The organism is Collinsella aerofaciens, from assembly GCF_015561195.1.
Taxonomy (GTDB): Bacteria; Actinomycetota; Coriobacteriia; order Coriobacteriales; family Coriobacteriaceae; genus Collinsella; species Collinsella aerofaciens_AC.
The window spans coordinates 80,487-97,630 of sequence record NZ_JADMSU010000007.1 but is presented as its reverse complement, the minus strand read 5'-3'; the positions used below and the strand labels follow the sequence as shown (position 1 = coordinate 97,630).

The 17,144-nt window shown below is 59.2% G+C and carries 12 protein-coding genes; 8 read left to right on the top strand and 4 right to left on the bottom strand.

Annotated features, from left to right (window positions below; all coding sequences use genetic code 11):
- Nucleotides 1-190: 190 nt before the first annotated feature.
- Nucleotides 191-1,528 carry a TFIIB-type zinc ribbon-containing protein gene (locus I2H81_RS07820; RefSeq protein WP_195645160.1) on the top strand — a complete coding sequence of 446 codons (1,338 nt, stop codon included), beginning with the start codon at nucleotides 191-193 and terminating at the stop codon, nucleotides 1,526-1,528.
- A 394-nt stretch (nucleotides 1,529-1,922) separates the two neighbouring features.
- Here I2H81_RS07820 and I2H81_RS10420 read toward each other — a convergent pair whose 3' ends face one another.
- Nucleotides 1,923-2,417, bottom strand: coding sequence for a PDDEXK nuclease domain-containing protein (locus tag I2H81_RS10420; protein WP_229108132.1), 495 nt, complete (start codon nucleotides 2,415-2,417; stop codon nucleotides 1,923-1,925).
- 60 nt (nucleotides 2,418-2,477) lie between these two features.
- Complete coding sequence (locus I2H81_RS10415; RefSeq protein WP_229108126.1) at nucleotides 2,478-2,972, bottom strand: DUF1016 N-terminal domain-containing protein; 495 nt, start codon at nucleotides 2,970-2,972, stop codon at nucleotides 2,478-2,480.
- 168 nt (nucleotides 2,973-3,140) lie between these two features.
- Here I2H81_RS10415 and I2H81_RS07810 point away from each other — a divergent pair, with 168 nt between their 5' ends.
- Nucleotides 3,141-3,410, top strand: coding sequence for a hypothetical protein (locus tag I2H81_RS07810; RefSeq protein WP_195645159.1), 270 nt, complete (start codon nucleotides 3,141-3,143; stop codon nucleotides 3,408-3,410).
- Between the two features lie 94 nt (nucleotides 3,411-3,504).
- Here I2H81_RS07810 and I2H81_RS07805 read toward each other — a convergent pair whose 3' ends face one another.
- Both I2H81_RS07805 and I2H81_RS07800 read right to left on the bottom strand, forming a co-directional pair.
- Nucleotides 3,505-5,976 (bottom strand): phosphatidylinositol-specific phospholipase C, encoded by a 2,472-nt coding sequence (locus I2H81_RS07805; protein WP_195645158.1) that lies wholly within the window; start codon nucleotides 5,974-5,976, stop codon nucleotides 3,505-3,507.
- A 303-nt stretch (nucleotides 5,977-6,279) separates the two neighbouring features.
- A complete protein-coding gene (locus I2H81_RS07800; protein ID WP_195645157.1) occupies nucleotides 6,280-6,879 on the bottom strand; it encodes a hypothetical protein in 600 nt (199 codons plus the stop codon).
- Between the two features lie 375 nt (nucleotides 6,880-7,254).
- On the opposite strand from I2H81_RS07800, the gene I2H81_RS07795 reads away from it, so the two are divergent.
- The 6 genes from I2H81_RS07795 (at nucleotide 7,255) to I2H81_RS07770 (ending at nucleotide 17,136) form a co-directional block, all read left to right on the top strand.
- The gene (locus I2H81_RS07795) at nucleotides 7,255-7,887 is read left to right on the top strand and encodes a cyclodeaminase/cyclohydrolase family protein (RefSeq protein ID WP_195645156.1); all 633 of its coding nucleotides are present in this window, start codon (nucleotides 7,255-7,257) and stop codon (nucleotides 7,885-7,887) included.
- A 2-nt stretch (nucleotides 7,888-7,889) separates the two neighbouring features.
- Nucleotides 7,890-8,744, top strand: a complete 855-nt coding sequence (locus I2H81_RS07790; protein ID WP_195645155.1) for a bifunctional 5,10-methylenetetrahydrofolate dehydrogenase/5,10-methenyltetrahydrofolate cyclohydrolase — start codon at nucleotides 7,890-7,892, stop codon at nucleotides 8,742-8,744.
- A gap of 354 nt (nucleotides 8,745-9,098) precedes the next feature.
- Nucleotides 9,099-10,622 (top strand): C69 family dipeptidase, encoded by a 1,524-nt coding sequence (locus I2H81_RS07785; protein WP_195645154.1) that lies wholly within the window; start codon nucleotides 9,099-9,101, stop codon nucleotides 10,620-10,622.
- A gap of 99 nt (nucleotides 10,623-10,721) precedes the next feature.
- Nucleotides 10,722-11,138, top strand: coding sequence for a hypothetical protein (locus I2H81_RS07780; protein WP_118206541.1), 417 nt, complete (start codon nucleotides 10,722-10,724; stop codon nucleotides 11,136-11,138).
- Between the two features lie 8 nt (nucleotides 11,139-11,146).
- Nucleotides 11,147-12,910 carry an ABC1 kinase family protein gene (locus I2H81_RS07775; RefSeq protein ID WP_195645153.1) on the top strand — a complete coding sequence of 588 codons (1,764 nt, stop codon included), beginning with the start codon at nucleotides 11,147-11,149 and terminating at the stop codon, nucleotides 12,908-12,910.
- Nucleotides 12,911-13,341: 431 nt separating this feature from the next.
- The gene (locus I2H81_RS07770; protein ID WP_195645152.1) at nucleotides 13,342-17,136 is read left to right on the top strand and encodes a DUF4430 domain-containing protein; all 3,795 of its coding nucleotides are present in this window, start codon (nucleotides 13,342-13,344) and stop codon (nucleotides 17,134-17,136) included.
- Nucleotides 17,137-17,144: the final 8 nt, after the last annotated feature.

The window sequence follows — 17,144 nt, the reverse complement described above, 5'->3', positions numbered from 1 at the left end:
GGGATAGTGTAGCTCGCGCGGAGGCGCCGTGCACCGATGCTCAGAAAATGCAGCAATGGTCTGCCGGTGCTAACGAGCGAGCCTTCTCGTCTGCCTGGGTGGTCCATTTTGGGCCACATGGGTATGGGCATGTGTCTGTTTGCTCGACATACTTAATGTCGACAGTCCCTGTGCAAAGGAGGACGTTTCCATGGACGAGATGTTTGCCATTAAATGTCAAAACTGCGGCGGCCCTATGTACTCGCACCAGACTAAGCGCAGCTTTGAGTGCGCCTATTGCGGCACGGTGGTTCCGTGGCAGGCGGACGCCGGAGAGCCCAAGAGCGCTTTGGGCATTCGCCATACGCCGTTGACGGTGGTGGATGGACTGCTCAAGCTCACGCATGTGTCGCAACTCGAGCGCCCGGAGGACCCGGACTGGTATTTCTTTAATGAGCACTGGCGCAATCAGTCGGTTCTGGAGCATCTGCTGTGGGAAGACCGCGGCACGGCCCAGGAGTTCCAAGAGGCCACGCACGTGAGCATCCCCTGTCCCTTCTGCGGAGCGTCCTTTGAGGGCGAGTCGACCCAGCGCGTGTTTGAGTGCCCGTCCTGCGGCAACAAGATCGGTGTCGCCGACCTGCTCAAGCCGGGGACGTTTAGCAAGCGCCTGACCATGGGCGTTGGTGCGGAATATGTGCTCGAGCAGGGTATTCCCTGCGAGATAACGCCGCAGCAGGCACGTGCCAACGCGCTGCAGCTGGTGCGCCAGTACCTGGATGCCTTTGCCGGGCACGACGTGGAAGATGCGATCCAGAACGACATGATGCTCTTCTATTTCCCCATGGCGCTGGCGGACCTGCGCATGATGGCGAGCTTCCCGGGCAAGGGCCTGAGCAAGGAAACCCTGGTGTACTACGAGGTGCTCGACTGGGCATACCCCAGGGCAAACTACCTGGACGTTCGCCTCATGGGCATTTTGGAGCCGTGGGACTTTGCCAAGGTCGGTCCGTTCGATCCCGCCATGCAGGAAGGCGACTTTCGCGTTGTCTCCGTCGATGCATCTACCAAGGACCAGGTGGTCATTGATAAGCTGGCGCTCGACGTTGCGGGCAACGATGCCGAGGCGGTGCTGGGGCTCAATAAAAAGAGCATCCGCACCTGGGCGCGCAAGGCCCGCAAGCATAAGGACGGCCTGGTGATGGTGCCGGTTTACTTTGTCGACCGTCCGGCAACGGACAGCCGCGACGGCGAGCAGGTGCGCATTGCCGTAAACGGCCAGACGGGCCGCGCGGCCGCGGTGGTGTTTAGCGACAAGCGCGAAACGCATATCGTGGCGCCGCTCAGCCCGAGCCTGCATCTGTCCGGGGAGAGCACCGTACATGCCGCGCCCGTCGAGGTCAAATATGTTAAATCTCCGTTCCTATACCAGATCGTGCGCCGTGGAGATGGCGAGCAACCGCGCCAGGTTGCAGCCGCCGTCGAGGGTTCCTACCGAGAAGAAAAGCCCAAACGCAAGGGATTGTTCGCTGCGATATTTGGGAAGTAGGGAAGCGCAGCACGGGACGGCTCGCAGGCATGGGGCTGCCATCCGGTAGTTTGGCAGGGGGTAGATGTAAATAAACGGTGGACCGGCTGCAAAAGGGCCGCCTCGCTGGGCAAGATCAGGTTGTGCCACGGAACCCGCTCCTCAGTTAGTCGCACTTCGGAAGCGTGGGCAACGCAGGTGCAAGTGTCTTGAGGGCCGGCTGCAACCGGTCCTTTTCTGTGGCAGCCAATGGGCCCACATCAGACGAAGGCCGCGTCTTTGCCTGTCAGGTCACGCTCGCCAGCCACGGCTAGAATGTCGTTGCCGGCGTCCATGACCGGTATTGTTTTGTAGCGTGCATCGCAACCGCGAGTGCGCCTGCGACGGCTGCGGTGGTTTCGGTCGCAATGTGCTGCTACCCTTGCGTTTCGCCATTGGTCGCTTCGTTGATGGCGCGGTACTCGGCACTCAGCTCGCGCGCCAGCTCTTCCTTGCTTGGAAGATATGGCAGGTATTTGGCGGCAAACACTTGGTCGTTGTCTTCGGGCAGCGTGTACTCGACGATCGAATCGCTTTTGTCCGCGCAGAGCACGATGCCTATGGGCGGATTGTCGCCTTCGTTCATGAGTTCGCGCGTGTAGTAGTTCACATACATTTGCATCTGGCCCAGGTCCTGATGCGTAAGGTCATCGGTCTTAAGGTCGATGAGCACGAAGCAGCGCATCAGATAGTTGTAAAAAACAAGGTCAATATAGAAATGGCGCCCATCAAAGGTGATGCGCTTTTGGCGCGCCTCGAAAGCGAAGCCACGGCCAAGCTCCAGCAGGAACTTCTGAAGATGCGTGATGAGCGCCTGCTCTAGATCGCTCTCACGAAACGTAGCATCGTCCGAGAAACCTAAAAACTCCAGTACATATGGGTCGCGGATGATATCCTCGGGGCGACGAGCCGGGGCGCTCTTTTGGATTTCCTAGGTGACGGCCTCTTTGTCCTTGCTGGCAAGTAGGCGCTCGCGGAACATGGTGTTGATCTGGCGCTCGAGCTGACGCGTGCTCCAACGAGAATCGGCGCATTCGTTCATGTACCAGGCGCGAGCATCAGGGTCGGGAATGCGCATCAACCTGCGGTAATGAGTCCAGCTCAATTCGCTACGCAGTGCGTCGCGAATTGGAAACGCAAGAAAGAACTGACGCATATTGCGAAGGTTTGCGATGCCAAAGCCTCTTCCGAAATCCGCGGTAAGCCTTCTGGAGAGGCCTGCAATCAATGCCTCCCCATATGCTGCGCGCTCCTCTCCGCCCTGCTCGTCAACAATGCTCTTGCCGATCTCCCAATACGCCTCAACCATCGCAAAGTTAACGGCGGTATAGGCCTTGTCGCGAGCGGCGTTGAGAATTGAGGAGACCTGCTTGTAAAAACCTTCGGGCACGATTGCCGATTCTCCACGGTTTACCAGTTCGCCCATCACTGTCGCCCCACTTTCCTCTTGTGGAATGCATCTTTATCGCATTTAGTTTAAAGCCTCGCGCGGACACGAATTGCTTTGCTGTCTGGCACCTTCGCATGGGAGCCTTGCGGTGACTAAAATGTGGCAATAGAGACAGTTTTAGCGAACCCCACGGGAGTGACGCGTATGGACAACAACACGCTGCTATTCCAGGACAAAGGTTCGGGTGGGTTTAAAGACGTTAAGATCTACCCCAATCGTATCGAGGTGCTCAAGAAGGGCACTTTCGGCGGCAAGCACACCGAGATTGTCTACCTTAAGGACATCACGGGGGTCAACAGGATCAAGGGTCGCGACGTTTTCCTGCGTAACAGGCTGTTGACCGCTTGCGTCTTTAGCCTGAGTAGCCGTGCGAAGGCCCAGGAATTTGTGAAAGCGCTGAACATGGTGATGTAGCCGATAGCGGCGTTCGGACCAAGGTAAAAATCAGGGGCACAGAACGGTGTTCTGCGCCCCTCATCGAGTTGATGCGCCCAAAAGGCCGGCTGGCCTATTCGCTACCGTCCCCAGCGTTTTCGCGGTCACTGGCAAGCATTGCTGCGCCGGCGACTGTCGTCGCCATGGCGGCAGCGGCGAGCCCGGCGGCAATGCCGGAACCGTCGCCCGTGTTGGCGAGCTTTCCGCCCGAGCCCTTGCCCTTGTTGCCCTTACCATTCTTATCAGCGCTGTCTGCGTTGGAACCCGTGCCGCTGCCGGTGCCGCCTGCACTGCCCGAGGCCGCTACGGTAAAGCTTGCGGCTCCATCGCTGACGAGCGTGTAGTTCTGTGCCGCGTCGCCCAAAAGGCCTTTCGCGCGCACCCAGTACGTCCCTGCGGCAAATGTTTCGCCCTCGGCCATTGCCGTGCCCGGAGCGCCGTTCGCGTCGTGCACAAACTCGAGCTGGGCCGTGCAGGCATCGGTTTCGAGCTTGCCCTCGAGTGATGCCGCAATCTTGGCGCGCACGTCTTCGCCGGCCTTAAGGCCTTCGAGCCCCTCAAAATGGGGCGTCAACGCGCGCGGATCGATATCGATGGGCACATGACCCCGCAGCTCCGTAACGGTCTCGTTGCCCAAGGCGTCGACATCCACATATTCGATGGTAAACGCATGGCCCGAAGCCGCCACGTTGAGTACGTTGCTGCTGTCGACAAGGCGGAAATGGCCCTCGCCAACGGTCTTGCCATCCTGGAGCGAGGCATCGCTCAGCGAGTCGCCGTACGTCATGCGCATGCGGGTCGGGAGGTAGTACGAAGCTGTCTGCTTGTGCTGTGTATCGTAATCGTAATTGCGCTGGTAGATGCTCCGGGCCAGCGCCGCATCAACAAAGTCGGATGCGATGATGCCAATGTGCTTGAGGTAATCTGACTTTGTTTCCTCGTTGTCGCTGGGGTTGATGTACGGGCTCTTGTACAGATGCTCGTTGACTACTCGCGCTGCGGTAAATGGGTTGCTTCCTTGCTTGTGATTCGTGCAGCTGGTGTAGTTGATAGACCAGCAGCGCTCCAGGACTTGCTCCTTGGCCCCGTTATCGTCCTCGACATCTACCTCGTTGCGGGTGAGCTTAGCCGTCTCCTGCAGGGCCATATCGACCCAGCTGATCTTGTCGGTTCCGGTGCATTCGTAATGGTCCTGGGCATATACCTTGGTGCAATAGGCTTTTTTGTCGCCGGTTTCCCCTGCGGCTTCAAAGCCTTGCGCGTTTTGGACGAGACACATAGAGGAGCTGCTGGGGTGTGCTGCGATTTTGTTGTCCCATTCGGTTAGGTCGAGGCCCCACGTGTGGCCGCTTACGCTGTCGCCGGCGAGTCCAAATCGGCGCAGCAGGACGATCTTTCCGCGCACCTCGTTCAGTGTGGGAACGCGGCTCGACGTATAGAACAGTTTGGGGTTGTCGTCTAAAACCTTGGCGAAAGCCGTCGTAAGGCTCTCGTCAGTAGCCTCGTTGTTGCCTCGGGATACAAGCATGATGAGCGCTTCTGACGGATTTTCGTTCAAAAACTTTTTGAAGTAGCCAACGACATCGGAGAGATGCATGAAGTGCCCGTCTTTTTTGAGCAGGTAGCAACTTCCATGGTCGATGCCGGGGTCGTTGCCTTTTCCGAGTCGGATATCAAAATAGCGAATGCCTTCGAGCAACTGCGTGGGGATGTAGTCCTGCTGGCACTTTGCTTGCGAGGATTGGGGTTCGGTGTCGTTGTCCACGCTGCAAGTTCCCGAATCGTGCGTGCCCGGGATGCTCAGCTCGTCGAGGTACTTGTTGCCTTCGACGTGGCTCATCCAACATGGTCCGTCGACGTAGCTGCTATACGTGGTCCAGTCGATGCTGCTAACTGTGGCATTGGTCTTGTCCATGCTGTAGCCGACAAGCTCGAGCTCCCACGGAATGGAATATTTCTTTTGGCAAATCTTGTTGTTGTCTTGGTCTTTACCTTTCGATTCTATGGCCAGGTAGTTAATACCGTTTTTCGTGTATATGCGGTCTCGAATAATATAAGTTCCGTCGAACTGGTGGTCGAACGTATAGGCGCGGCTGTCCTTATGGTCGTACTCGCCACTCCATACGTGGATGACCTTTCCATCTTTGTCCGAGTCGCCATCGACCGACCAAATGCTGTAGCCCGTCTTCTTGTGCTCTTCGAAATTGAGCAGGGTGCGGATGGCATACCAGTTTGTGCCGTCCGCATCGGTCCCTACGTGCTCAAGGATGAGCTTGCTGGACGTGCCGTCATTAAACAGGTGGCAGACGTTGCCGATGACGTTGCCATCTTCGTTGACGCTCGCGGTGCGAAAGTAGCCCGCGGGGCGAAGGCGAATGACGAAATTGTTGAGGTTGGCCGCTGGCTCGGCCGTGCCGTCCGCAAAGGCTGTCCGCGGGCTAATGCCCAGCGTGACGGTTTCGGGCAGGCTTGTCAGCGGCGACAACGCTGCAAGTCCAAGGCCCAGCGTAAACGCTCGGCGACTGATGGCATGATGTTCGGCCATGACTCCTCCATTCGCAGAGTGCGGTTATGCGATAGTTTTGGTCACTATACTGCCCAGATGTTTAAAGATGCTGGTTTAATTGTCTGCGCGGCGCAATAAATCGGTGGGTGGACGCGTTGGGGCGCTTGTCTATTTGTGCTGCTACCGCGCTGGGGGTGGTTTTGCCGCCCGGCACCCTCGCGTTCGCCGGCTATCGGCATAAGAAGGGGGGGCCGGCGAGCCGATCCTCCCTTGGTGCAAAGCGCTGGGGTATCGTCGCTTGTTTGCACTGTGCCCGTGTTTCCCGCTGCGCTCGCCAGTCGTTTAGCGCTTGATCTCGATATCGTCGAGCTTGACGTCCATGGCCTCGGTCTTGGCTTTGGCGATATCATCGGCAAATTCCAGGGACTTCATCATGGTCTCGACGGCGTCCTTGTGCTCCTCGACGTTGTCGATGCGCACATACACGCTGCCACCGTCAACGTCGGTGAAGTACTCGGTCGTCACGCCGCCCGAGTGCGTAAAGTAGGCACTGCGCCAGGTCTTGCCGTTGTACTTAACGGGATCGCTCTCGGTCCATCCGGAGTTGGCCTTCCACTTTGCCTCATAGTCGAACAGTTCATCGGCGTTCTTGTCAGGATCGAAGACGGGGATGAAGCGATCGCTGGCGTGCTCGCTCTCGGTGAACTTAAACTGGGCCCTGTCGGCGGTGTCGCCTGCGACGTCGGTGATCTCGACGCCCTCGGGCATCTCGACCTTAAACCAGATGAAGTCGGTCTTCTTGGCGACGGGGGCCTTTTCCTTGCTCTCGCTCTTGGCGGTGCTGCCGCCTCCGCCCGATGCGCTCCCGCCGCAGCCGACAAGGGCAAACGCGGCAAAGAGGGCGATGCAAAGGGAAAGAATCGATAGGGTCTTTTTCTTCATGGTGGCGTCCTCCTTGTCTGCCAGGGACATCGTGTGCCGCGGATCGCTGGGGCGGCGGTTGCGCGCACACGATGGCTTTGTTTGCTGTGCTGTTGTTCCTCCATTCGTCGTCCGGTGCCGTGTTAAGCATTGCCCCAACATAGGTTTCCTTACCTATATGTATGCCCCAGTTGCCGCTGCCCGGGAGTCTCGAAAGGTGGGCCATGTGTCCCATGTTTGTGTTGTTGCCGCCTATCGTGTGCCATAGAAATCCGCGATGGCCAGGTGCGCTGACGCTCGAGTACTTATGGGCTAGACTTAGCACCATTATGTGATCGATGCGGTCGGTCGGCGGTCGCCGCCCGACCGATGTATATGACTTGAAGGTGCGTGCGTATGAGCCAAGAGATGATGGATAAGACCTGCCGCGGATTTGCCGAGGCGCTTGCCGCGCGCGAGCCGGTGCCCGGCGGCGGCAGCGCGAGCGCCTTTGTGGGCGCGCTGGGCGCCTCGCTTTGCGGGATGGTCGCGCGTTACGGCGCGACCAATCCCGCGCTTGCCGATCGCGCGGACGATCTGACGCACGCGTTTGCCCAGGCAGATGAGCTGTCTCAGGAGCTTGTCGACTTGGTTGCCGAGGACGTTCGAGCCTACGGGCAGGTGTCGGCGGCGTACGGTATTTCGCGCGAGGATCCGGCTCGACCGGCTGCGATTCAGGACGCGTTACACGTGGCCGCCATGCCACCGTATCGGATCATGGACGCCTGCGGGCGCGCGCTGGCGCTGCTCGAGGACATGGCGGACAAGGGCTCCCGACAGCTGCTGTCCGATGTGGCCTGCGGCGCCGTATTCTGCCGCGCCGCCATGCAGGGCGCGAGCCTGACGCTCTTTGCCAATACCACGTCTATGAAAGACCGGGTGCGCGCTGAGGAGCTCGAGGCGGCGTGCGATGAGCTGCTGGATACGTGGTTGCCGCGCGCCGATGCGCTGGCGCGCCGCGCTGCCGATGCCGCAAGGAAGAGGGGATAGCCATGGCTGAGCTGCTCAAAGGGGCTCCCGTTGCCCGTGCTTTGACCGAGGAGCTCGTCGCTCGCTGCGCGGCTTTGCGCGAGCGCGGCGTTGCTCCGACGCTTGCTATCGTGCGCGTGGGCGAGCGCGAGGACGACCTATCCTACGAGCGCGGTGCACTCAAGCGCTGCGAAAAGGTGGGCATCGAAGCTCGTCGCGTGTTGCTGCCTGCCGACGTCTCGCAGGACGAGCTGTTGGCGGCCATCGAGGACATCAATACCGATTCGTCTGTTCATGGCTGCCTGATGTTCCGCCCGCTGCCCGCCGGCCTTGACGAGGACGCGGTTGCCGCGGCACTCGATCCTGCTAAGGACGTTGACTCCATGACGCCGGTTTCGCTGCTCACCACGCTTTCGGGGCGCGGCGAGGGTTTTGCCCCCTGCACAGCCGAAGCCGTGCTTGCTTTGCTGGATCATTACGGCGTTGAGCTGGATGGAGCTAAGGTTGCTGTGGTCGGGCGCTCGCTGGTGATCGGGCGTCCTGTTGCCGCCATGCTTACGGCGCGCAATGCGACCGTGACGACGTGCCATACGCATACGCGCGACCTTGCTGCCGAGTGCCGTGCTGCCGACATTGTGGTTGCCGCCGTTGGACGCGCGCGTACGATTGGCGTGGATGCGGTTCGCGAGGGCCAGACGATCATCGATGTTGGCATTAATTGGGACGAGGCCGCTGGCAAGCTGGTGGGTGACGTCGATTCTGATGCTGCGGAGCCGGTCGTTAACGCCATCACGCCCGTGCCGGGCGGCGTGGGCGCTGTGACGACGGCGATCCTCGCCAAACACGTGATCGAGGCGGCCGAGCGCGCATCGAAATAGGCGTTTTGGGCTGTTTGAGGGGTTAGTTCTATACCCCGTGGACAAAAAATGCCAAATATGAGTACTGTTGCCAAGATAGTCACATATATTTTAGGTCAAATAGGCTCTCTAACGATATTTATTATCGATAGAAAGCCTATTTTATTGGACCTATGAGGAATTACATCATCTAATTTCTGAACAAATGTAGATTTTTGACATCCATGCGTAGCAAAATTGCTGTTACTAAATTGGTTACAGTACTCATATTTGGCATTTTTTGACCACGGGGGTTGCCAACGCCGCGGTTTCGCCCTTTCTGCGCCGAAGCGATACACTGTTATCGTTTGATTTCTTCGCTCAAGGAGGATGCGCATGCCGTGCACAACGATTTTGGTTGGTAAGAACGCGAGCTACGACGGGTCGACGTTGGTTGCCCGCAACGAGGACTCGTCCAACGGGGTGTTTGAGCCCAAGCGTATGCGCGTGGTGCATCCCGACGAGCAGCCGCGCGTCTACACGAGCGTCCTGAGTCACCTGACCGTTGAACTGCCCGATAACCCCATGCGTTACACGAGCGTCCCCGATGTTGTTCCGGGCCACGGCATCTGGGCCGAGGCCGGTTTCAACGAGCTCAATGTGGGCATGTCCGCAACCGAGACGCTCACCACCAACGAGCGCGTTCGCGGCGCCGACCCGCTCGTGGACTACGTGCCCGCCAAGGGCAACGAGGGCGAGGACGGCTATGTTCCGGCGCAGCCCGGCGGTCTGGGCGAGGAGGACATGGTGACCCTGGTGCTGCCATATGCCAAATCCGCCCGCGACGGCGTACGCATTCTGGGTGACCTGCTCGAGCGCTACGGCACCTACGAGAACAATGGCATCGCCTTTAGCGACGTGAACGAGATCTGGTGGCTCGAGACCATCGGCGGCCACCACTGGATCGCCAAGCGCGTGCCCGATGACGCCTATGTGACCATGCCCAACCAGCTGGGTATCGACAGCTTTGACCTGGATGACGCCGAGGGCGCCCAGGCCGACCACATGTGCTCCGCCGACCTGCGCTCCTGGATGGCCGAGTGGCATCTGGACCTGACGCTGGGCGTCGAGGGCGACGGTCCGGCCGCGGTCTTTAACCCGCGCGAGGCCTTTGGCTCGCACAGTGACAGCGACCACGTTTACAACACGCCGCGCGCTTGGTACATGCAGCGCTGCCTTAACCCCAGCGATGTGTGGGACGGTCCCGAGGCCGACTACACGCCCGAGAGCGACGATATTCCCTGGAGCCGCGTGCCCGAGCGCAAGGTGACCATCGAGGACATCAAGTACGTGCTTTCGAGCCACTACCAGGGCACGGAGTACGACTGCTACGGCAGCAAGGGTACGCCCGCCACACGCGGCGCCTATCGTCCCATCGGCATCAACCGCAACAGCCAGCTCGCCGTGCTGCAGCTGCGCCCCTATGCGCAGCCGGCCTACCGCGCCGTGCAGTGGATGGCCTTTGGCTCCAACTCGTTTAACGCGCTGGTTCCGCTGTACGCCAACGTCGAGACCATGCCCGAGTACTATGCCGACACGCAGGCTCGCGTGACGTCCGAAAACTTCTACTGGGCCAACCGCCTGATCGGCGCCCTGGCCGATGTCCGTTTCCACGAGTGCGGTCGCGCCGTCGAGGACTACCAGGAGAAAGTCGGCGGCATGGGCCACAAGCAGATTCACGACGTTGACGCTGCCGTAGCCGCGCTGCCCGAGGCCGAGGTGCCCACCGAGCTTGCACGCGCCAACGAGGGGTTTGCCGAGCGTGTTCGCGTAGAGACCGATGCTCTACTGGGCAAGGTGCTCTACACTACGAGCTGCGCCATGAAGAACTCTTTCGCGATGAACGACAACGTGAGGTAGGGATTTCCCGTCGATCGAATAGCGCTAAAACGCTTTGTCGCTTTCACTCAATCTTGGGTACAAGAACGCCAATGCAGTTGTTTGTGATTGGAGACAACCATGGTTATGAAACTCGATCAGCTTGTTAACGGCGCCATCAACGTGGGCTTCGGCGCCGCCGCTGTTGCCGTCGAGGGCGGCAAGAAGGTTCTCGACGACCTCAATACCAAGGGCGAGCAGGTGCGCAAGGACGCAGGTGCTCCCGATATCGCCCGCAGTGTGTCCGACATGTTCGAACAGGCCGGTGGCACCATCTCCGATCTGACCGAGCGCTTGGGCATGCAGGGCGAGACCGCGGCCCAGCGCGTGCTCGACGAGCTCATTTTGGCTCGCGTCCGCGTCATGACCGCCCCCGAGCGCACGGCCTTCCTGGCCCATGTGCGCGACATCGTCGATTCGGTCGAGGACAACGTGACCTCGGTGCCCGTCGAGTCCGTTGAGCCCGACGATGCGAAGGATACCGAAGAGGCCGAGTAGCAGCGCAGATGGCAGATTCCACCACCGAATACAACAATCTAGATCCCTTGGGTGACGAGGCGGCGGTTGTCGATGAGGTCGACGCCGCCGTCTCGGGCGCTCGCAAGAAGCCGCGCGCTGTCGATATGGTGCCCGAGGAGCCCGAAGCGATGGCGCCGGATGAGGAATACCAGCTCACGCCGGCGGGTCGTCGCGAACGCATTGGGCAAATTGTTCGCTTGGTCAAAAAGTACCGCGTGTGGGATAACCTCACGCCGGTTCGTTTGCGCCGCCTGCTCGAGGAACTCGGCCCCATGTTCGTCAAGATGGGGCAGATTCTGGCCAACCGGTCCGAGATTTTGCCGCAACGCTTTTGCGACGAGCTGCGTCGTCTGCGCTCCGACGTGGAGCCGGTGCCGTACGAGGTCGTACTCAGTTGTCTGGAAGAAGAATACGGCCTGCGCCTGGGGGAGATGTTCGATGCGATCGACCCCAATCCGCTTGGTAGCGCGTCGCTCGCGCAGGTGCACCGCGCTCGTCTGGTGACGGGCGAGGACGTGGCCGTCAAGGTGCAGCGCCCCGGTGCGCAGCAGGTTATGGCACAGGACATCGATATCATCCGCTCGGTGGTGCGTATCGTTTCCAAGTTCGTCAACACCGATCAATTCGTTGACCTGCACGGCGTAGTCGAGGAGCTGTGGACCTCGTTTCGCGAGGAGACCAACTTTTTGGCCGAGGCCAAAAACCTCAACGACTTCTACGAGTTCCATAAGAGCGTTCATGGCGTGACGTGTCCTAAATCCTATCTGGATCTGTGCACCGAGCACGTTGTGGTCATGGACTACATCGACGGCATTTCGATCGCCGATCCTGAGTGCTTGGTGGCCGAGGGCTATGACTTGGAAAAGATCGGTGCCGCAATCGTCGAGGATTACTCGACGCAGGTGCTCGATGACGGCTTTTTCCATGCCGACCCGCATGCGGGAAACATTATTCTCAAGGACGGCATCGTCTACTTTATCGACTTGGGCATGGTCGGACGCATGTCGAGCCACGATCGCGGTATCGTAAAGGACATGATTTTCGCCGTGGCCGAGGGCGACGTGCCAAAGCTCAAGGATTCGCTCATGCGCTTTGCCGTGACGCGTGGCGATTCGGCCGAGCTCGATCATTCGGCCTTTTTGTCCGATTTGGACTTTATCGTGGCTGACTTTGCGGGCCTTGACCTGAAGGACTTGGATATCGGCGAGTTTTTGACCTCGCTGTTAAACCTGGCGCGCAAAAACGACGTTGAGCTGCCGAGCGTGGTGACGATGTTCGCCCGCGGCATGGTGACGCTCGAGGGCCTGTTGACCGAGTACATGCCCAACGTCAACATGATCCAGATCATCCAGACGCACATCAAAAACGAGAAGAGCACCTATGCGCGCGTGCGCGATATGGGGCGCGATCTTGCCGCGAGCAGCTATCGTGCGGCAAAAGGCTCGCTCGAGGCGGCCGAGTATCTGGGCTTGGCTTCGCGTATGCTCACGCGCGGCCAGCTTAAGGTGAACACACAGATCATGAGCAGCGATAAGGCGCTGCGACAGCTGGGCGGAATTATCGACCGCATGTCGATGGCTATCGTTATCGCCGGCCTGTTTATCGGTTCGTCGGTGGTGTACTACGCGCGCATCGAGCCGGTTGTGTTTGGTATCCCGGTCATTGGCTTTATGGGCTACGTCAGCGCACTGGTGCTGGCGCTTATGCTGGGCCGCAATATCTGGCTCAACAGTCACGGCGGCAAGCACTAGAGGCCGCGACCGTCACCGCATTTTCCTATCGCAAACAATAGCTTTTACCTTGGGCTTCGCCTGCGTGCGAGGCCCTTTTGCGTGCTACCATATCGACGGTAATAATCGATGGCCTAGATGGTGGTGCGGAGACGCACGAATGCGCGGTTTTCCTGCGCGTTTGGGAGAATCGGGGTGCAAGTCCCCGGCTGTACCAGTAACCGTAATTCCTCTTGGCTCGGGATGTTCGCGTCGCAGATCGGACGACGTGCCCGAGTCGTTAAGGTTAAGTCGGATCGCCTCCCATCTTGCATACGGCGGCGGCGTATGCCGCCGGTGTGCATAGGGCTCTGGAGGGAAGGGGGACCCCGATGGGGGAACTCGAGCGCAACATGCGCGATGACGTGGGGCAGCATCAAGGCAACGCTCCAAGTACAGACAATGGGGGACAAATGGATATGTTTGAGGACGAGCGTGAGCGCACCTCGTTGCATCGCCGTGGCGCGATTGCGCGCGGCGTAGCCAAGCGCGGCCTGGTGGCATTCCTGGCCTTCGCGATGGCCTTTGGCACCACGCCGGCTCAGCTGTGGGCCGAGGGTGCCGAGGGCATTGCTGAGGCTGTGGCTCAGGCTACGACGCTGGACGAGGGTGCAGCGCCTGCGGATGGTGCTGCCGACCAGGGCAAGGCCGAGGTTTCGGATTCTGGGAGCGCGCCCGCAGCTAGTGCCGCCACAACAGGGGCGGCAGCTGGCGACGAAGGCTCGGTGACGGGGGAGAACCCTGCCGCGAGCGAGCAGTCTTCGACGGCATCCGCTGGCCAAGCAGGATCTGCCGCCGCGGCCGCCGTCCAGGCAGAGAACCCGACGGAAACCGGCGATGTCGCCAAGAAGCAAGTCGAAGTCTCGTTCTCGATTATCGGCACCGATGCCGACGGCAAGGCTCAGACCTGGGTGGCACCTACGCAGCTCAAGCTCGACGAGGGCGCGACGGCTGCGGATGCCTTCATTAAGCTGCAGGAGAAGACGGGCTTCAAGGCGGACTACGATCCGAACACGGCATACGGGTTCTACCTCAAAAGCATCACATCCCCGAGCGATGGCCGCACGCTTGCCTTCGATCCGGCGACTTATGCCTACTGGCAGCTGTTCGTCGACGGCGCGTCTTCCTCGGTTGGCGCGAGCAGCGTCAAGCTCACCCAGGGGCAGAAGATTGAGTTTGCCTATACGGCTGGTAGCGCGTCCCCTGTCGTTAAGGACCAGGTTGCCGCAAATGTGACCGTCATTGGTCGCGATGCCCAGAGCAAGACTCAGACTTGGGTCGATAACGCGCAGTATGTGGTGACGTCCGGCTCGAGCGCACTTGACCTTACGAAGGTCGCGCTCGAGGCGAATGGCATCGACGCCTTTGCCGCGGGCTCCATCATTTTGAGCCTTAAGTACAACGGCGTTGAGCTGGGTACGCCGCTCGATTATTCGACCTATTGGCAGCTGTTCATCAACGGCAAGTCGAGCGACTACACGGCAGACAATGTCACCATTCATGCTGGCGATACCGTTACGTGGTTCTACGGTGGCTGGGGCGACCAGTTGCCCTCTGATTCCGTCCATGCTTCCGTTCAGGTCCTCGGTAAGGGCAAGGACGGCAAGCAGCAGGTTTGGGCTTCGACGGGCCAGACGAGTCTCAAGGCGGGTTCTACTGCCAAGGATCTCCTTGAGCAGACCGGCCTTAAGCTCGATGCTAGCGAATCGTCTTGCGGCTGGTTCCTCAACGGCATTACTTCGCCGTTCGATGGTAAATCCTATGGCTGGGACGCTGCGACCAAAAGCTATTGGCACTTCTACGTAAATGGCAAGTTCGCCGACGTTGGCGCCGGTGCCTACAAGCTCCAAGAGGGCGATACCGTCACCTTTATGTATGGTGCTGACGCCGATGCCCTCCCCGGTCAGGTTCTTGGGTCCGTCGATGTTATCGGTCCCGATGTCAACGGCAACAATACTCGCTGGGGCTCGGCAAGCAATGTTTCTTTGCCCGAAGGCTCTACGGCCCAGGACCTTATTGAGACGGTTCTGAAGGCGAAGGGCGTTAAGTACAACGCCTCCCAGAGCGGTGCATACTGGCTCCTGAATTCCATTACTTCGCCGTTCGATCATAAGCCGTATGTCTGGGATGCTGCGACCAATAAATATTGGCACCTGTATATCAATGGAGAGCCCTCCTTACTCTGCGCCAATCAGATTACGCTCAAGAGCGGCGATAAGGTTACGCTTGCCTATACCACCGACGATTCGGCCATGCCCGATCCCGACAAGATTGTCGTGGACCCGAGTGCGACGACTCCTGATTGGGATGCCGAGTGGGCCGGCTACGGCAACAGTGGCAACGGTTCGACCGTAACGGATGCCAAGACGCCTGCGCAGGCCGCCGGTCTTAAGTGGGCCTTCGATTGGAAGGCCGAGTCTGGCCAGCAGTATGCCAACTGCAGCGAGCCTGTCATTGCTAACGGTTTTGTGTACATCGCGACCGAGAACGAGCTCATTAAGATCGATTCGTCCACGGGCAAAAAGGTTGCCTCTGCGCCGCTTGCCTCCAAGGTGAGCTATACCTCTCGTCCGATCTATACCAATGGCCTTATCATTGTTCCGCTCAACGGCGGTGCGGTCCAGGCGATTACTGCAGACAAGCTGATCTGCAAGTGGCTGACGCCTGGTTTGACGGATTTGACGCAGAGCTCCTGCACCGTGGTTTCGGACGGCGAGTACGTCTATGTTGGTACGGTCGATATTTCGTATGACGAGAACTACAACGCGACCTACGGCAACGGCTCCCTGAAGCGTATCAAGATTGCCACGGGCGAAGTTTCTTGGCAGAACATTGACCCCTCCGAGGGCTATTATTGGACTGGCGCTGCGCTGACGGATAAGTACGCCATTGTTCCTACGAGCGCGGGCACGCTTAAGTGCATTGATAAGACGACGGGCGATGTCGTTTCGACCATGAAGCTCGGCACTGTCGCAAATGCCGATTGCATTGCCGATCCGTCCAATGGTTCGACCTTCTATCAGATGACGCACGATGGAAAGCTCCATGTGATTTCGCTTTCGGCGAAGGGCGTGCTGAGTGAACAGAAGACGGTTGATCTGGGCCTTACGAATAATCTGAGCGCCCCTGCGGTGTCTGGTGACAATCTGATTGTCGGCGGACAGACGGCTACTGGCTCTGCTCTGGTTCTCTATAACCTGAAGACGGGTAAGACCACGATGGTCGCTGCTGCCGACGGCAAGGCGCTGCCGGCTGGCCTCAACGGTATTGCTGCTACTCCGCTGGTGAGTGTTCAGGGCGGCAAGACCTATGTGTACTTCACCGTTAACAGCGCGGATAGCAAGGATTACGTCAACTACTCTGCTGGTGGTGGCGTGTATCGCTATACGCTCGGCGACGCAGAGGCGACGCAGATTTATGATGCGGCTGGCCATTACCAATACTGTGACTCTCCGGTCATTGCCGATGCTTCTGGCAACCTCTACTACATCAATGATTCGGGCACGCTGTTCAAGCTCGGGGCTGTTGAGTCTTGGACGGTTGCCTTTAATTCCAACGGCGGGTCTGCTTGCGACACTAAGTTTGTGGCTACGGCCGACGGCAAGCTGGTCAAGCCGGCCGATCCGACGCGCGATGGCTACACTTTCGGCGGTTGGTATACCGATGAGGCTTGCACGCAGGCGTATGACTTCAGTACGCCGGTGACGGCCGATCTGACGCTGTATGCCAAGTGGACCAAGAATGCTGTTAACCCTGGCGGTAATGGCGGTTCTGGCACTAATGGTGGTAACGGTGGCGCTGGCAACGGTTCTGGTGCTGGTGCCGGCACTGGCACGGGTTCCGGCTCCGGCACGAAGGGCCAGCAGGCTGGCGGCGTTGTCGCCCCGGGTCATAAGCCGACGACCAAGACGACGGTGTCGACCAAGACCGAGACCAAGGACAACAAGTCCGACAAGAAGGACTCCGATAAGTCCGATAAGAAGGACGAGAAGAAGTCTGACAAGAAGTCTGACAAGAAGGACAACAAGTCCGACAAGAAGTCCGATTCCAAGTCCGATACGGGCGCTGCTTCCACGACCACTGCTAAGAAGTCCTCTGGTGCTTCCGAGCAGGAGACTGGCACCAACCCACTCGCCATTGTTGGCGTTGCCGCCGGCGTCATCGGTCTCGCCATCGTCGGCGTGTTCGTGTTCACCAAACGTCGGTAGGTGAGGGC